Genomic DNA, 16075 nt, shown 5'->3' with positions numbered 1-16075 from the left:
CACTAGCATGCCACGACATGATTTGTCTTGGTGCAGGTTTTTTTCAGGGGTGGCTAAGGCTGCCCATAGAAATACTGGGGCATTAATCGCATTGTAAGTAGAGTTTAGTGCTTATTTTATCGACGGTTAAAGCATAAACACTGGTACTTTATAGGGGAATAATGGGATTTGATGAATAAAACTCGATTTTAACAAGTGGATATGACTAGCTGAATGGATGCTTTCGCAGTAGAATATGCGCTCTCTTCAAGTCACATTGCGGTAAGGTTTAGCGACCTGCCCGTGGAGCCAAAATCAGCATGTTTATCGTGGCCGGTGCACCAGCACACTCTTCTTTTAAGAAAACTCAACTCATAAATCGTCTAGAATCAACGAGTTCTGTTCAGTCTTTCGAAAGCCAATGGGTTTATCTGTTTGACCAAGCGCTCAACGAGCAACAACAGCAATCCGCCATTCAGTTGCTCAACGATGGTGAAAGCTTCGAACTGCGCCAAGCTGCCAGTGATGAAATTCAAGTTTTAGTCACGCCGCGCGTGGGTACGATTTCGCCGTGGTCATCGAAGGCCACCGATATCTTTGCCAATTGTAATACCCCTGTACACCGCCTAGAACGCGGTGTTTTGTTTACTTTAAAAGGCATTAACACTGTTTCTGCTGAATTAAAGTTGGCATTACATGATCGCATGACAGAAAGCGTCTTCAATCAAATTGAAGATGCCCGTGCGCTCTTTTCAGAAACTGAACCAAAGCCGCTGAATGCCATTGATATTTTAGGTCAAGGCAAAGATGCATTGGTAAAAGCCAATAACGAATTTGGTTTTGCACTTTCTGCTGAAGAAATCGATTATTTAACCGAAGCGTTCATTAAAATTGGTCGTAATCCGCATGACATCGAATTGATGATGTTTGCGCAGGCCAACTCTGAACACTGTCGTCATAAAATCTTTGGTTCAGAATGGACAATTGATGGTGAATTACAGCCATTGTCTTTGTTCCAAATGATTAAAAATACCTATAAAGAATCTCCAACCGACGTATTGTCTGCCTATAAAGACAACGCGTCTGTGATTGTGGGCTTCGATACCCAACGTTTCTATCCTAAACCAGACCCAGAAACGGGCCATCAGGTTTATAAATATAAGAGCCAAGCTGCTCATATATTGATGAAAGTTGAAACCCATAACCATCCAACTGCGATTGCCCCATTTGCCGGTGCTGCAACGGGTTCAGGCGGTGAAATCCGTGATGAGGGTGCTACAGGTCGTGGCGGTAAACCGAAAGCGGGTTTAACTGGCTTTACCACATCAAATCTGAATATCCCAGGCTTTGAACAACCGTGGGAAGAGCAGTATGGCAAGCCATCACGTATCGCTTCACCATTACAAATTATGATCGAAGGCCCATTGGGCGGTGCTGCGTTCAACAACGAATTTGGTCGTCCAGCCTTGAACGGTTATTTCCGTACGTTTGAACAAAACGTCAATGGCGATGTAAAAGGCTTCCATAAGCCGATTATGATTGCTGGTGGTTACGGGAATATTCGTCCAGATCACGTGGAAAAAGATGCGATTCAACCGGGCGATTTACTGATCGTTCTGGGTGGTCCAGCGATGTTGATCGGCTTAGGTGGTGGTGCTGCATCTTCTGTAGACAGCGGAACCATGGGTGAAAACCTCGACTTTGCTTCGGTACAACGTGAAAATCCAGAAATGGAACGTCGTTGCCAAGAAGTCATCGATACCTGCTGGCGCTTTGAAGATGAAAACCCAATTGTATCGGTACATGATGTCGGTGCAGGTGGTGTATCCAATGCGATGCCAGAATTGGTGAATGACCACGAGTTGGGTGCAATCTTAGATTTACGTAAGATTCCATCGCTTGAACCAGGCATGTCGCCAATGGAAATCTGGTCAAATGAAGCGCAAGAACGTTATGTCTTAGCGATTCGTCCAGCATCTTTGCCATTGTTTGAAGAAATTTGTGCGCGTGAACGCTGCCCATTTGCGGTGCTCGGTGAAGCCACTGAAGCACGTGAACTCATTGTTGAAGATCCATTATTCAACAACAAAGCAGTGGATATGCCAATGCAAGTCATGCTTGGTGGTACACCACGTATGAGCCGTTCATATGAAACTACTGAACGCCAAGGCACTGAATTTGATGTACAGAAAATTGATCTCAAAGATGCGATTTTCCGTGTACTGAAAAACCCAACGGTTGCGTCTAAATCGTTCTTGATCACCATTGGTGACCGTTCGATTACCGGTATGGTGGCACGTGATCAAATGGTCGGTCGTTGGCAAGTACCTGTGGCAGATGCTGCAGTGACCACCACCAGCTTAGTTGGTTATACCGGTGAAGCATTGGCGATGGGCGAACGTCCTCCAGTGGCTTTACTCAATCCAGCTGCATCTGCGCGTTTGTCTGTGGCTGAAGCCATTTCAAATATTATGTGTGCCAATATTGACCAGATTAGCGACATTAAATTGTCTGCAAACTGGATGGCAGCAGCAGGTCAAAGCGGTGAAGACCAAGCCTTATTTGAGGGTGTCAAAGCCATCGGTATGGAAATGTGTCCTGCGCTCGGTATCGCAATTCCAGTGGGCAAAGACTCATTGTCAATGCGTACCACGTGGCAAGATGATGCAGGTCAAGATAAATCAGTGACCTCACCAATGACGGGTGTCATTACTGCATTTGCCCCCGTGCTTGATGTACGTAAAACTTTAACGCCTGAACTCAAAGCCGATACCGATTCAGTCTTGGTACGCATTGATTTGTCTAAAGGTCAGTTCCGTTTAGGCGGTTCGATCTTGGCGCAAGTGTATAAAGCGCTTGGCAAAATTACGCCAGACGTAGATAGCTTTGACGATTTCAAAGCTTTCTTTAATTTGGTGCAAGACTGGAATAACCGTGGTCTGATCCAAGCCTATCATGACATCGGTGATGGCGGTTTAGTTGCAACGGTTGCGGAAATGATGTTTGCTTCACGCTTAGGTGTGGCACTCACAGAACAAAGCACTGCCAGCCTATTTGCTGAAGAAATTGGTGCGGTGTTGCAAATGACGCAAGCGGCTTGGGATTCAGTCCAAGCTGAATTGGCAAGCTCACCATTACACGCTGCAATTGCAGTGGTTGGTCAAGTCAATACGACAGATCAATTGACTGTAAATGGCTTAACCCTTGGCCGTGTTGAATTACAACAGGCATGGGCTGAAGTATCGCATCAAATCCAACGCTTACGTGATAATGTTGAAACGGCTGATCAAGAATTTAGCCTGATCGCAGACAGCGAGCACAAAGGGATTATTGCATTACCGACATTCGATTTGAATGAACCCGTTGAAGCACCATATCTCAATATACGCCGTCCAAACATGGTGATTTTACGTGAACAAGGCGTCAATGGTCACATTGAAATGGCAGCGGCTTTTGACAAAGTTGGCTTCAATACCGTCGATGTTCACATGAGTGATCTATTGGCTGGACGTGTTGATTTGAGCGACTTCCAAGGTCTCGTAGCATGTGGTGGTTTCTCTTACGGTGATGTGATGGGCGCTGGTGGTGGTTGGGCGAAATCGGTGTTATTTAACCCGAAATTGCGTGATCAATTCCAACAGTTCTTTGAACGTGATGAAACCTTTAGCTTGGGGATCTGTAACGGTTGTCAAATGTTGTCACAATTGGCACCACTGATTCCGGGCGCAGAAGCATGGTCACGTTTCCATCGCAATACCTCAGAAGTGTTTGAAGCGCGTGTGGTCAACGTCCGTATCGAGAAGTCTAACTCGGTCTTGCTTGAAGATATGCAAGGTTCAATTTTACCAATCGCAGTTGCGCATGGTGAAGGCCGTGTGGTGACATCAGCTGAAAACTTGGCCAGCTTAAATGCCAATCAGCAAGTGATTATGCGTTATGTCGATAGTCATGGTCAGCCGACACAACAGTATCCATTGAATCCGAATGGTTCGCCAGAAGCGATTTCAGGTTTAACCTCACGTGATGGCCGCGCTACGATTATGATGCCGCACCCTGAACGTAACTTCCGTGCAATACAGCATTCTTGGAAACCAGAAGAGTGGACCGAAGATGGTGCATGGTTACGTATGTTCCGTAACGCACGTAAATTTATTGGTTAATTCATCAAAGCATGTTAAGTCTTTAAGAGAGCCTCCATCAGGAGGCTTTTTTATTGCGTTTAGCAAAATAAAAAGTGGTTTAAATGTTGCATGAGGATGCTTGAAATAAAAAGTTGTGCAGTAAGTTGTTTGAATTTTAGTCAGATCATGCTATTGATGAATCTTCAAAATGCATAATGATGGTTAAACAACGCCTGAGAGCACAAGCAAGTGAGTGCAAAGGTTATGCTATTCGAAACCGAGAGGTGTCACATGATTAAACTAGAAAAAATTACACCCCATGTGCTGATCGATAAAGCGGCATTAAGGCGACAAGGTTGGAAATGGTTTGCTGCAGTGATTGGCTTACAATTGGTCTTTATGCTTTGTATATTGTCTTGGCAGCAGTTTTAAGCGCGTACCATTTAAGTAATATGCCTCATATCGTGCTGGCCTAAGCCGATTTAAAAGCCATTGAAATGAATGATTGATGGCGATATTTAATTTATAAAAATAAACCTATAAACTGATTCAGTCGAAATACTTCACTGAATATATAGGGATTAATAATGAAAAAGCTGAGTTTCTTCATCATGGCTGTAACGCTGAGCGCCACAGCATCAGCCAAAGAAATTAATGTCAACACACTCATTAATACCGACGCACTCAATTGTAAAATACCGAGTCGTATGATGAACTTTGTTTACGACTTTCATTCTCTGGGAAATAAAGCCGCACAATTAAATAAAAATAAGCAAAGCATGCAGCTCGACCAAAATACTTATCTGGGGATTCAGGGTTATCAGCAATACCAAACCAAAGCCGTGGTACAAAATGACTTTGCCGTTAACTTTAATGTCTATGGCGTGAAAGTGATTAAAATGGCATTGAAAGGCACAGCAACCAAAGGCAAGGAATCATGGGCGTATTATTATGTCTTTGAAGGAAAGCCAGGGCAGGTCAGTCAAAAACTACATCAAGCCATGGGGGATGCATGGACTTATGACTTGCCTTTGCAAGAAACCCCACAAGGCAATAGTAAATTGCTCTGTGATTTTCCGGGATAAATAATCATGCTGCGATTGCCCAAAGTGGTTTTAATCTTGAATCTACTTTGGGTGATATAGATTTATTTTGAAAATATTCGCCAAATAGTCCGCGACTTTAATCTAAGTTGAGCGTGTAAGAAGAATATTGATTTGGGACAATCAGTATCTCAATCGCACAGCCTCTAGGGGTAAGCAATGTTAAAACTCATTTATTATGTACCAGAATCGCATTTGGAAAGTACGAAGGCTGCGATATTTGCAGCTGGGGCCGGTGGTATTGGTGATTATGAACACTGTGCTTGGCAAGTCTTAGGCCTAGGCCAGTTTAAGCCAGTGAAAGCCGCGCAGCCCTTTATTGGCGAATTAAATCAATTAGAACAACTGCCAGAATGGCGTGTAGAAACCATTGTGCCTGAAGCAAAAGCATCACTGGTGGCTCAAGCACTCAAAGCCAGTCATCCCTATGAAGAGCCTGCTTTTGAGTTTATTCAGATGGTAAATATAGATTAGTCTTTTATAAGAATAGACTTTTTATTTCCACCAATGTTGCTTGAGCAATCAACAGACAGCAAACCTAATTACCTTCACTTGCTTTAATTAAATTTCAGGCATAAAGTGAGTGAAATTTTATATTAAATTCCACTTTACTTATTTTTATACTTTTTATTATTTTAAATTTATTGAAAGCATGCTTAGGATGATGATGAAAATAAAGATTTTTCTTGTTCTTTTATTGACCTTAAGTCGCAGTGTATTTGCTGAAAGTTGTGAACAAGCACTGCTTGGTGAATATACGGTTTCAAAGCAAAGTAATCAATTGCTAAATGGAATCATAAAGAAGGCATTGAACAGCAGTCAGTTGAGTCCATTATTTAGTATTGAGAAGCAAGCGAATCAATATAATTTAGTGGTGCCAAGTGAAAGTAACGATGCTTCATCACAGCATCAGGTAAAAGAGATTACAATAAAAACTGGCTCGCATTTTAAACCGAGGAAAACTGAAGACAGTGCAGTAATGAAAGATAATATTGTTGCAGAAACTTTTATTGCTAAAGCTGTAGTGCAGTGTCAGAGTCATTTAAGCCCACGTGTGGTTTTATATAAAGTTGATTTATCTAAACTGGAAGTGAAAGACTTAGCAGCCTACAGTGAGTTTTTAACACAATATAATATCTTTCTAGAAGATTATGAGACTTTTCTTAGGGGCTATTATAAAATTAATGACGGAGTTTTGGTTGATCCAGCGCTTAGTCAGGAAAACAAAGAAAAAATGTGGCAACTCTTTAGTTTGAAAAATATTCAAACAACACAGTATTTTCTTGAATATACTGACCTAATTATGGGATCTACCTCTATTGTATTTACGGTGCCATTAGAAAAAATAAAGTAAAAAGCATGAGCAGCTTAAGATGCTAAAGTGTGCAAAGCCTCAAGCAAATGCTAAGGCTTTGCATACGGAAAAGCGAAGTGGATTAGATCTGAATAGTGGCGCCTAAAGCTTTCACAAATTGTGCCATCCACGCTGGATGTGCAGGCCAAGCTGGTGCAGTGACCAAATGCCCGTCGGTAATGGCGTCTGTGACTGCAATATCAGCATATTGACCACCCGCCATTTTCACTTCAGCCGCACAAGCAGGATAAGCAGAGCATACTCGACCTTTGAGTATGTCAGCTGCTGCTAAAAGTTGTGCACCATGACAAACCGAAGCTATTGGTTTTTGCACGGCATCAAATTCGCGAACGATACAAATGACACGCTCATTCATACGCAGATATTCAGGGGCGCGACCACCTGGAATCACTAGACCAACATAGTCTTGCGTGTTTACAAGATTAAAATCATAGTTAATCGCAAAGTTATGACCACGTTTTTCACTATAGGTTTGCTCACCTTCAAAGTCATGAATTGCGGTTGCAATGCTGTCACCTACTTTTTTGTCAGGACAAACGGCATGTACGGTATAGCCAAGGCCTGTTAAAAATTGAAATGGCACCATGGTTTCATAATCTTCGGCATAGTCACCAACTAACATTAGAATTTGTTTAGACATTTTTTCTCTCGCTCTATGCATTATGGTTGTACAAATTTCAAACTGACCATAGCACAGCTACTTACCCAATTAAAATGCGATTTAAAGGAATGACTTATCATTCAATAAATTAAATGACAAAGATGGCAAGGTGCTGTACCTGAAACAGTCATAAAAAAAGCAGACTTGATCATGATCAAGTCTGCCTTAGAATCATTTAAGCATGATTAAACATGCTTAAAATACGCTTAGTTGAATTGGGTGAAATCTGGTTTACGCTTTTGCATAAAGGCTTGTACAGCTTCCATCATTTCTGGTTGAGCCACACGCTGCATAAAGATATCGGCTTCATTATCAATACAATCGACGATCTCTTGTAAATTATGCTTCATCAAGGCTTTGGTCTGTTTCAGTGAAGCCAATGGGAGCGCAGCCAAGATCTGCGCTTGTTGCTGTGCATGTGCATAAACATCTGTTTCAATGCTATTGACTAAACCTGCATTCAACGCTTTTTCACTGTTGAATTTCTGTGCAGTGAACAGTAGTTCTGCGGCTTTGTGATAGCCCGCTTGTTGAATCAGGAGTTTACTTGCCGCGCCTTCTGGCGAAAGTCCAAGGCTCACAAACGGAATTTGGAACAGCGCCGTATTATCGCTATAGACCAAATCGGCATGCAACAAGACAGTTACACCAATCCCAATCGCGACACCGCGTACAGCAGCAATCAATGGCTTAGAAAACTTTGCTGCGGCTTTAAGCAAAACAAAGGGAGGGCCATCACCCGCTTTTCCATCTAATGGCATTTGTACAAATTTCATAAAATCTTGCATGTCGTTGCCGGCAGTAAAGTCAGCATCGGCACCACGTAAAATGACCACACGAACATCGCGAGATTGATCAGCTTCGTCTAAAGCTGCTGCGATCCATAAATACAATTCACTATAGAGCGCATTCTTGGCTTCTGGACGTTGAATCGCCAATGTAAGGATGCCGTGTTCTAAAGTTGCATTTAAATGTTGATGTGGCTGTTGAATACAACGAAGTGTCATCGTACTATCCTTGTTTACGTTTAAATATATTTATGAAGCTCAGTGTAGCCTAGATTAAATTCAAGGGTGTGACTACAGTGTTCATAAAAACATGATGAATTATGACTGAACGATTTGACTATCTGGTTTTTATTGGCCGTTTCCAACCTTTTCATTTGGCACATATGCAAACGATTTTAATTGCTTTGCAGCATAGCCAGCAGGTGATTTTAGCGTTAGGTTCGGCACAAGATCAACGTAATATTAAAAATCCTTTTACCGCGGCTGAACGCGAGCAAATGATCCTTTCAAACTTTTCTGCCGCAGACCAGCAGCGGATTAAGTTTGTCCATGTGATTGATGTTTATGATGATGCAAAATGGGTTGCCCTAACCAAGTCACAAGTGAATACGCAGCTTAAGCCCAATAGCAATATCGGTTTAATTGGCCATTTCAAAGATGACTCTTCCTATTATTTAGAGCTATTTCCAGAGTGGAAACTACTTGAACTTGAAAGCTTAAAGGGTTCGATTTCGGCTACACCATTACGTGAAGCCTATTATCGTGGTGAAATTGTGGAAGCTGCCTTTCCACTCGGTAGTATTGCCTTTTTAATTGCCTTTCAACAGACTCCGATTTATCGACAATTACAGCAAAAATATTTACAACGTGACCCCTCCGACCTTGAACTTGATGTGGTTGAACCCTAGAGTTTTGCCTGCTGATTTGTTACTGGTGGCGATTGTTGTTGATTGCTGCTGGGCTTAAGTAATGACGTGATTGTTCTAAAATTGTTGTGGTCAACTTTTCGAGTGCTGCGGATTGGCGCTTCCAATGATGCCAATACAGCATGACGTCGACAGGACTATTTGCTGCCAATTCCAGTAATGTGCCTTGTTCGAGTTGATCTTGCATTTGAATCAGCGGCACCAAGCCATAGCCTAAACCGAGTTCGATCATTGCTAAAAATGCAGTCGAGGAGGGGATAAAGTGATGCGGATAAGCTTGGGGGTGTAAACCAAAATTTTCCAGTAGCAGCGCTGCGTGCATATGGTCTTGAGTATTAAAAATCACTGCTGGGGCTTGGCTCAGACTGTCACGATTAATGCCTTGTGCAAACCAATCGGTTTTAAATGTGGGCGTTGCCACCAGTTTATAACGCATTAAACCGAGTGGTTTGGCGACACAGCCTTTCATTGGTTGCTGCTCGGTCGATATACAGGCATTGACTAAACCCGTTTCGAGTAAGTGGTGGGTTTGGGTCTGATCCTCAATTTTAAGTTCAAGTGCAATCTGTTGCTCAATCAAACAATGTTGTAATGCTGGCAATAGCCAAGTGGCTAGACTATCGGCATTGCTGCCGATACGCACTTTATAGAACTGACTATTTTCCGCTTTACCCTGTAAATCTTGTAAAAAACTTTCTTGAATCAGTCGTGTATGTTGTAGGTGTTCAAGTAACATCTGTCCAGCTTTGGTGGCACGACAGGGACGTTCTCGAATCAGTAAAATATGCCCCAAGGCCTTTTCTAAACTTTGGATGCGTAAAGTTACTGCAGATGCAGTCAAATACAGTTTTTCTGCTGCAGCCTCAAAACTGCCGGTTTCCATGACTGCTAAAAATGCTTCACTTTGTTTGCTCTGTAACACAAGATGACCTAAGAAAAATTTAGTTATGATGATATTTTTTTAATAATACTCACTTTTGTATAAAAATATAGATAATCAGCACAGCTTTAAAAAGAGAAGGTTAAAACATGCTCTCCACCTATTTTCAAGGTTTTGCCGTGAGTCTTGGACTGATCCTTGCGATTGGTGCACAAAATGCATTCGTGCTTAAACAAGGTCTCAAACAGCAGTCAGTTTTCTGGGTATGTTTAGTGTGTGCGTTATCTGACTCGCTATTAATTAGTTTTGGGGTATTGGGTTTTTCACAACTCATTTTGCATTATCCACAGGCCATGTTGCTTGCGAAATATTTCGGTGCGGCATTTTTATTTTGGTATGGTGCACAACATTTTTATCAGGCTTATACATTACAAAATATGCAGTTGCAAGCAGCGACACAGTCGTATAAACCTTGGAAGATTATTTTAATATGTTTGGCCCTAACTTGGTTGAATCCGCATGTTTATTTAGACACTGTGGTTTTGATTGGCGCGATTTCGGCATCATTTGAGACAAGCAAACTGTATTTTACTTTAGGTGCAATTACTGCATCTTGGCTGTTCTTTTTTAGTTTAGGTTATGGTGCACGTTTACTGACCCCAATATTTCAAAGTGCAAAAGCATGGCGTATTTTAGATATGATGATTGGGGTTATGATGTGGGGAATTGCGACGTCGTTGCTGCTGATGAGTTTATAAGACGTTATTGGTATGAGAAATTTCGAAGTAATGTCCTTTGACCGCTCGCTGAAAATCATTGCACACAACTTTCATTTAGGCTGAGCGGTATGAGGTAAGAGATATGAACCGTTGGGAGTCTTTTTTTGAGAATATTATCCAACAGCAGTTACCCAAAACGACAATGATTCAAAAATCATTTTATCCAAAGACTATTGCGCAGGACTTTGGTGATCTGGTGCGGTTTGAGTTAGAAATATATCAGAAAATAGGTTTAGTTGATTGTTGGTCGAGTGGCACTGTTTCAATTGAAGTTTTCGATGTAGATATGAATGAGCTGCTTTTCATTATTCTTGCTTTACCTGATGAAATTAACAAAATAAAAAGTACTTTTAATCGCTTGGTTAATGTGTTGAATACTGAGTGAGCTGGTTCAACTGCGTGATTTAATTAGGTCTATATTACGTTTACTCAACGACTTAAAACTGATCTAAAATAAAAAGATATTGATTAGTCACTCAATTATGCCGAAAGGTTTTTAAGATAGTCATGGCGTTTTAGCGTATTAAGCCCAAGAATATAATTGCGATTAATAATTCAATTTAAGTCATCTTGACTATTTTATCTCGTTTTCTACATCATGTAGGTCGCATTGGTTTTGACGAAACTGATTTTATATTTTCTATTGATGCTGCAGGGTATAATAGAAAAATATTCATTTAACCCAGTCGATATGCATCATCTATTGAGAGTGAAGATTCTAATTAAAATAAAATAAAATGGGTATGCGTGGTGTTTTAGAGGTGAAGAATGCTATTTTCTTTAACTTGATAGCGTGGTTACATAAATTAAAGATACTAAAGTTACAATCAAATAATACTTAATAGTTTTTGATTTCTTTAGTAAAAATAATCAATCTTCTTTGTATTGAACCTGATGTTTTAAACACTATCATGTATGCTTGCAATAAACTATAATCCAAAATTATATTTTAAATCATCTTAGTGGATTTAATAAATTAAGGAATATTTTTCCTGGTGAATTTATTAAAGGATACTATTTATAATAGAGAGGGGTAAATGGAGTTACGTAAGTTTATTCGTAGTTTTAATAGCGTGGGCATATATTTAACAATAAGTACGATTGTTCTGATTTGTTTGATTGTTTTTCTATACTTGATCAATCCTGAGTAACTGGATGGATCTATAGGGCTTAGTTTATGCTAAGCCTATAAAAATAGCTCATCAATATACTCAAATAAATAGAAGGCTTGAAGTGAATCGCATAGATATCATGCTATGTTGTTGCTAGACCTATAAATAAAAAGATAATAATTTATTTGAAATCAATAGTTAAATTGATGGTCGATCAACTACTTTAAATTGCTTTAGCTTGTCCAGTTAGCCAAGAAAATACTTGAACTTTTAAATGAGCTGCTATTTTTTGCTCTCATAGATAATACTGATTCAGACAATTTGGCTGAGTAGTCAGTATTTCCTTTATAATGTCCTGCAAGTGAAACAGGCACAGTATAATGCCATCTTTTAATAGAGCATCGCTGATACGGGCTCATTCAAAAGTTATTTTCTCGGCTTTTGTCAGTTGCGAGTTGACCTTCACTGCTTAACTGTTGCGCTATCTCGGCAGTCTTTTTTAAACCGGGTAGACGATATTCACTATGACCATAATCTTTAATTGATTTCCAATGTCCCCCCCATGTTAAACCAACCGATTCAGCAACCTCACCGTAACGTGCATAAGCCTGCATTGCCCATGGATCTTTTTCAGAAATAATGACTTTACCTTCACGTAAAAAGGCAATATCTGCGGCCAAACCAAATTGGTGATAGCTTTGATAGGCTTGAGCTCGAGTCGTATTTGGATTACTGGCAAGCTTATTTTGCCGAGCAGGGCTACGATAACCCTCAAGTAAGACCAAGTCATAATGATATTGCTGTTTCATGATTTTAAAGACCATTAATAGACGTTGTTTATACCGCGGATTCATACGATCCCACTTACGATGAACTAAATCAGTATTCAGTGAAGCATAGCGATCACTGACTTCATTTGGATCGATTGCTTCTATTATTTGACCGAGCTGATCGGATGGTATTGGATCGACTTCGCTTGTTTGCGCTTGCACAATGGCGGCATTAATTAATGCTTCATCAATAACTGGTGGTGGAGTGAGCATCTCACCCTTTAATAAATGATAAATTTGTGGATCGGTTGTTTTTAGATATTCAGCCTCTATTTTATTGGCAGGGATTGGTCGATTAAAAGCAAATAACAAAATGCTGGAAAATAAAAATAAACCAGCAATTAATACCCACCATTGCTGTAAATACCAATGCTGCTGGGTATGCTCTGCAGCGGCAGCATGGTTGAATTGTTGTGCGAAAATACGAAACTTTAGCCATTTCCGCAGGCTTGAAATCCGTATTGATATGAAATATTGCTTCAGTTTTAAGCGTAATGTATAAGACATCAGCAAGCTCAAACTCATGGCTAAGCAAATAAACCCAAAGCAAATAAAATAAATCATTTTAATTTTCTTTGGGTTTTACTGTGATTAGGATTTTCACGGGAGGCGTCTTGTCGATTGTCGGGCTATCACTGACTTCAGTGGCAATCCCAGTATTTTCAATAACTTTTCGATTGTTCTGTGGTGTTTCTGCGCGGAGATGGTTGGCTGAATTGTTTTGAGTTTGAGTTTGAGTTTGAGTTTGAGTTTGTTTGGGGCGTACTGTCTTATTTTTAGCTTGCTGCTGTTGGATTTGCTGAAATGGGCTTATTTCGATGGCTTCAACTGGTTTTACAGTGGCGGAAGGATGTTTGAATAAATGACTGAGCTCAGTGTTATTGACTGGTGTGGGGTGAGGCATTGTCTGAAACGGATGCGCATCATTGGGTTGTTGATTAAGTTGATTCAAATATTGATGACTGGTCTGAACTTCCTCAGCACGATTCGAACTGCCTGAAGGTGTGTTTGGAGGACTATTTAAGGGGTAATCCAATCGGGGGGGCGCTGTTGATGTTGGTGAACGATTTGCAGTCAGAAAAATAAACACAACGCAGAAGATGACACCTGCAATAAAACCAATCAGCAGATGCAGCATGGTTTTTTTAGGCGATTTGTTCTTGTATTTAGCCTGTAGTATGCGAACTGAATTGGGTTTTTGCTGTGGCATAATCGGAATCTTTTAAGGTAAATAGATGATAATGTTTGCCTGCTCTCTGGCAGGTTGAATAATATTTTTATAAGGTAATAACGCTGCATATTCATCACTTGCCAACATATAACGCAGCCCTGCAAAAGTCAGTAAGCTAAAAAACAACAATAGAATCAACATCCATAGAAATGGCAATTCATGATGAATGATATTCCTGATTTGATCGGGGAGAGCGGCATATGGGGCAAAAGCATTTTTTTTACCTTTTAAGTATTCAATTTCATCACCTACGCGTGTGACCAAATGCTTTAAATGCTCAACTGATCCAATTCGGTACTTTCCTTGAAAGCCCAAGAGTAAACAGTAGTAAAGGATTTCTAAGCTTGCTAAACGGTCTTTGCCTTTGCTGCGTAATTGTTCCAGATGCTCAAAGAATTGATCTCCTGCCAATTGCGAACCAAATAAATTTAGTTGTAAAGGATTGATTAGCCATATGTTCTGTAAATTGAAAAGACGTGGATCCGTTTGAGTGACTACGGTTTCATCCAGTAATGCACAGTATGCATATTTGGCATCTTCAATATCTTCTAGAGAGAATTGCAACTTTTTAGCTTGCTGCTCAAAACGATTGATTAAGGCTAAGATTTTTTCCCGAAATGCTTCAGCGTCTTCTGGTACATAGCCATTTTTCAATAAAAATACGATATAGAAACCATCGTAGAATAAATCAATTAGATTCACCGCTTTATGGGATCTAGGCTCAATTTGTGGATATGCAGCTAGACGCTGCTGATCGGATTCAAGCAGCGAGGAGGCATTATTGCTTTGATTCATTATGATGGTCCTTGTCATTATTCTCTTGGCTATATTTAACTTAATGAGTTGTTTATAAAATAATTATTGTCTTGTGTTAGTTTGAGTCATTATGGTTTAAGTCACTCTGGTCATTCGTTTTTAGTGATTAGTTGTTGATGACAGCAATGACCTCTAGGCTGAGCTCTTGAAAGCCTGCTGGGACATAGATGCAAATACCTTCTGAATCTAACATGCGTTGATACAGTTCATGATGTGGTTCAATTTCAAAATAACTAACACCTGACCGGACTGGTATTGCACTTGGGACTTGCATGAGATGGTGCAAGGGCACTGCGGGTAAGGCTGAAACTACACGTTGTTCGACATCAATATTGGTACCGACTTTAAAGCGTAGTGGGACAATTTGTACCAATTCATGTGTTTGCATAACGGTACTGGAAATGGCCAAATAAATACGGCTCTCCCGATTGATTTTGTCACTTTCCAAACGACCAACCCAATAAGAAGGACGAGTTTCTTTTAAGGCAATGCTGATATAACGATTAGAAATAATGGTATCTAATAAATCACGAAGAATAACATCAAGTTGTTGAAAACTTTGCTGTAGATGATGGTGTTTATAGGGCGGTAATTGCTCGATCTCATAGGCTGTTGAAAAGGTCAGCAGCGAGCCAGTTAAACGTAGCAATTCACAATAGAGTCGCTCAGGATGAACTTGTGCATTTTGCAAAAGGTGGTGGAGACTGGCGTGTGCGGTATTGAGCGCGTTGACTAGCCAAAAGGAGACAATATCACCAGAGCGAAACTCAATCAGTTTTTGTTCATTTTCACGATTATTGGATTGAATAGTTTTAATTTTGGCTTTGATCACATTGAGCGTACGCTTTAGATTGTTAATTAAAACAGGGCTGGATTCAATATGCAGAATCGGCGGAATAAAATCACTATCTAGCTCAAAACTGCCTGTATTTTTCCTTTTAATTTTTCCGATCGGCAAATAGAGAAAACCATCAACTTCATGTTCAAGATCGGCATGCAGACTGAGTAACTTAAATTGGGCACGGCGTCGTAGGAGCGTAATACCAGCTACGGCTGCGTCAGTAAACAAGTCATGAGTTTCCAGTAAATAGGCGTGGTAACGACTTGGTTGTAATTTTTCATCAAAGCAGACATTGCGTTTATTGGCTTGAACAATGGGTAATGCTAAATAAATCAGCATCTCAGCATCCATTTGTAATTCATCCAGTTGAATCGGCTCAGGCAGTAAGTCTTGACTGGGTGCTGCATAAATTTCGCCATCCTGCCAAATCATTTGAACTTTCTCTAAGGCCAGGAGATGGGTATTTAATTGGGCTTCATCAAAGCGAAGTTGTTGAATACCATAAGCAAATGCAATGGTTGCACGAATGGTGTGATTTAAATGCTGCTCGTGATAGCGGTCTTGCAGCTGAAAATGTTGTGGACGTAAGAATAGGCCTTCGCCCCAGAGTATTTTTTCTGCTTTAAACATAAT

At 40.4% G+C, this 16075-nt stretch carries 16 protein-coding genes; 9 read left to right on the top strand and 7 right to left on the bottom strand.

The features are described from left to right. Positions 1-299 precede the first annotated feature (299 nt). The 5 genes from purL to FD716_RS12200 all read left to right on the top strand — a co-directional run bounded on the left by purL (position 300) and on the right by FD716_RS12200 (position 6557). Positions 300-4139 (top strand): phosphoribosylformylglycinamidine synthase, encoded by a 3840-nt coding sequence (gene purL, locus FD716_RS12215; RefSeq protein WP_139852592.1) that lies wholly within the window; start codon positions 300-302, stop codon positions 4137-4139. Between the two features lie 252 nt (positions 4140-4391). Next, a complete protein-coding gene (locus FD716_RS18915; protein WP_171477039.1) occupies positions 4392-4532 on the top strand; it encodes a KGW motif small protein in 141 nt (46 codons plus the stop codon). Positions 4533-4687: 155 nt separating this feature from the next. Next, a complete protein-coding gene (locus FD716_RS12210; RefSeq protein ID WP_139852591.1) occupies positions 4688-5185 on the top strand; it encodes a hypothetical protein in 498 nt (165 codons plus the stop codon). 177 nt (positions 5186-5362) lie between these two features. Beyond that, entirely contained in the window at positions 5363-5677 is a 315-nt protein-coding gene (locus FD716_RS12205) for an NGG1p interacting factor NIF3 (RefSeq protein ID WP_139852590.1), read from the top strand. Between the two features lie 193 nt (positions 5678-5870). Further along, positions 5871-6557, top strand: a complete 687-nt coding sequence (locus FD716_RS12200; RefSeq protein WP_139852589.1) for a hypothetical protein — start codon at positions 5871-5873, stop codon at positions 6555-6557. An 82-nt stretch (positions 6558-6639) separates the two neighbouring features. On the opposite strand, the gene FD716_RS12195 is transcribed toward FD716_RS12200, so the two are convergent. Next, entirely contained in the window at positions 6640-7218 is a 579-nt protein-coding gene (locus FD716_RS12195; protein ID WP_139852588.1) for a DJ-1/PfpI family protein, read from the bottom strand. A gap of 227 nt (positions 7219-7445) precedes the next feature. Next, positions 7446-8246, bottom strand: coding sequence for an enoyl-CoA hydratase-related protein (locus FD716_RS12190; protein ID WP_139852587.1), 801 nt, complete (start codon positions 8244-8246; stop codon positions 7446-7448). A 101-nt stretch (positions 8247-8347) separates the two neighbouring features. On the opposite strand from FD716_RS12190, the gene FD716_RS12185 reads away from it, so the two are divergent. Continuing rightward, complete coding sequence (locus FD716_RS12185) at positions 8348-8935, top strand: nicotinate-nicotinamide nucleotide adenylyltransferase (protein ID WP_139852586.1); 588 nt, start codon at positions 8348-8350, stop codon at positions 8933-8935. Positions 8936-8954: 19 nt separating this feature from the next. Here the strand turns inward: FD716_RS12185 and FD716_RS12180 are convergent, their stop codons facing one another. Then, the gene (locus tag FD716_RS12180; protein ID WP_139852585.1) at positions 8955-9875 is read right to left on the bottom strand and encodes a LysR family transcriptional regulator ArgP; all 921 of its coding nucleotides are present in this window, start codon (positions 9873-9875) and stop codon (positions 8955-8957) included. A gap of 107 nt (positions 9876-9982) precedes the next feature. On the opposite strand from FD716_RS12180, the gene FD716_RS12175 reads away from it, so the two are divergent. The 3 genes from FD716_RS12175 to FD716_RS19095 all read left to right on the top strand — a co-directional run bounded on the left by FD716_RS12175 (position 9983) and on the right by FD716_RS19095 (position 11763). Further along, complete coding sequence (locus tag FD716_RS12175) at positions 9983-10591, top strand: LysE/ArgO family amino acid transporter (RefSeq protein ID WP_139852584.1); 609 nt, start codon at positions 9983-9985, stop codon at positions 10589-10591. Between the two features lie 103 nt (positions 10592-10694). Further along, on the top strand, positions 10695-10997 hold the full coding sequence (locus FD716_RS12170) for a hypothetical protein (RefSeq protein ID WP_139852583.1): 303 nt from the start codon (positions 10695-10697) through the stop codon (positions 10995-10997). Between the two features lie 652 nt (positions 10998-11649). Next, entirely contained in the window at positions 11650-11763 is a 114-nt protein-coding gene (locus FD716_RS19095; RefSeq protein WP_228714947.1) for a hypothetical protein, read from the top strand. Positions 11764-12143: 380 nt separating this feature from the next. Here FD716_RS19095 and FD716_RS12165 read toward each other — a convergent pair whose 3' ends face one another. The 4 genes from FD716_RS12165 to tssK form a co-directional block, all read right to left on the bottom strand. Beyond that, positions 12144-13118, bottom strand: a complete 975-nt coding sequence (locus FD716_RS12165; RefSeq protein WP_139852582.1) for a M15 family metallopeptidase — start codon at positions 13116-13118, stop codon at positions 12144-12146. 1 nt (position 13119) lies between these two features. Then, on the bottom strand, positions 13120-13764 hold the full coding sequence (locus tag FD716_RS12160; RefSeq protein WP_139852581.1) for a hypothetical protein: 645 nt from the start codon (positions 13762-13764) through the stop codon (positions 13120-13122). A gap of 12 nt (positions 13765-13776) precedes the next feature. Continuing rightward, positions 13777-14580 carry a type IVB secretion system protein IcmH/DotU gene (gene icmH / locus FD716_RS12155; protein ID WP_139852580.1) on the bottom strand — a complete coding sequence of 268 codons (804 nt, stop codon included), beginning with the start codon at positions 14578-14580 and terminating at the stop codon, positions 13777-13779. A 127-nt stretch (positions 14581-14707) separates the two neighbouring features. Next, positions 14708-16072, bottom strand: a complete 1365-nt coding sequence (gene tssK, locus FD716_RS12150) for a type VI secretion system baseplate subunit TssK (RefSeq protein ID WP_139852579.1) — start codon at positions 16070-16072, stop codon at positions 14708-14710. Positions 16073-16075: the final 3 nt, after the last annotated feature.

It is taken from the genome of Acinetobacter pullicarnis (assembly GCF_006352475.1).
Classification (GTDB): domain Bacteria; phylum Pseudomonadota; class Gammaproteobacteria; order Pseudomonadales; family Moraxellaceae; genus Acinetobacter; species Acinetobacter pullicarnis.
The sequence above is the reverse complement of the archived record's forward strand: the minus strand, read 5'-3'. Positions and strand labels throughout refer to the sequence as shown.

Bases quoted from the DNA above. Each gene is read 5' to 3' on its own strand.
- purL (WP_139852592.1), top strand. From the start codon at position 300: ATGTTTATCGTGGCCGGTGCACCAGCACACTCTTCTTTTAAGAAAACT.
- FD716_RS18915 (WP_171477039.1), top strand. From the start codon at position 4,392: ATGATTAAACTAGAAAAAATTACACCCCATGTGCTGATCGATAAAGCG.
- FD716_RS12210 (WP_139852591.1), top strand. From the start codon at position 4,688: ATGAAAAAGCTGAGTTTCTTCATCATGGCTGTAACGCTGAGCGCCACA.
- FD716_RS12205 (WP_139852590.1), top strand. From the start codon at position 5,363: ATGTTAAAACTCATTTATTATGTACCAGAATCGCATTTGGAAAGTACG.
- FD716_RS12200 (WP_139852589.1), top strand. From the start codon at position 5,871: ATGAAAATAAAGATTTTTCTTGTTCTTTTATTGACCTTAAGTCGCAGT.
- FD716_RS12195 (WP_139852588.1), bottom strand. From the start codon at position 7,218: ATGTCTAAACAAATTCTAATGTTAGTTGGTGACTATGCCGAAGATTAT.
- FD716_RS12190 (WP_139852587.1), bottom strand. From the start codon at position 8,246: ATGACACTTCGTTGTATTCAACAGCCACATCAACATTTAAATGCAACT.
- FD716_RS12185 (WP_139852586.1), top strand. From the start codon at position 8,348: ATGACTGAACGATTTGACTATCTGGTTTTTATTGGCCGTTTCCAACCT.
- FD716_RS12175 (WP_139852584.1), top strand. From the start codon at position 9,983: ATGCTCTCCACCTATTTTCAAGGTTTTGCCGTGAGTCTTGGACTGATC.
- FD716_RS12170 (WP_139852583.1), top strand. From the start codon at position 10,695: ATGAACCGTTGGGAGTCTTTTTTTGAGAATATTATCCAACAGCAGTTA.
- FD716_RS19095 (WP_228714947.1), top strand. From the start codon at position 11,650: ATGGAGTTACGTAAGTTTATTCGTAGTTTTAATAGCGTGGGCATATAT.
- FD716_RS12165 (WP_139852582.1), bottom strand. From the start codon at position 13,118: ATGATTTATTTTATTTGCTTTGGGTTTATTTGCTTAGCCATGAGTTTG.
- FD716_RS12160 (WP_139852581.1), bottom strand. From the start codon at position 13,764: ATGCCACAGCAAAAACCCAATTCAGTTCGCATACTACAGGCTAAATAC.
- icmH (WP_139852580.1), bottom strand. From the start codon at position 14,580: ATGAATCAAAGCAATAATGCCTCCTCGCTGCTTGAATCCGATCAGCAG.
- tssK (WP_139852579.1), bottom strand. From the start codon at position 16,072: ATGTTTAAAGCAGAAAAAATACTCTGGGGCGAAGGCCTATTCTTACGT.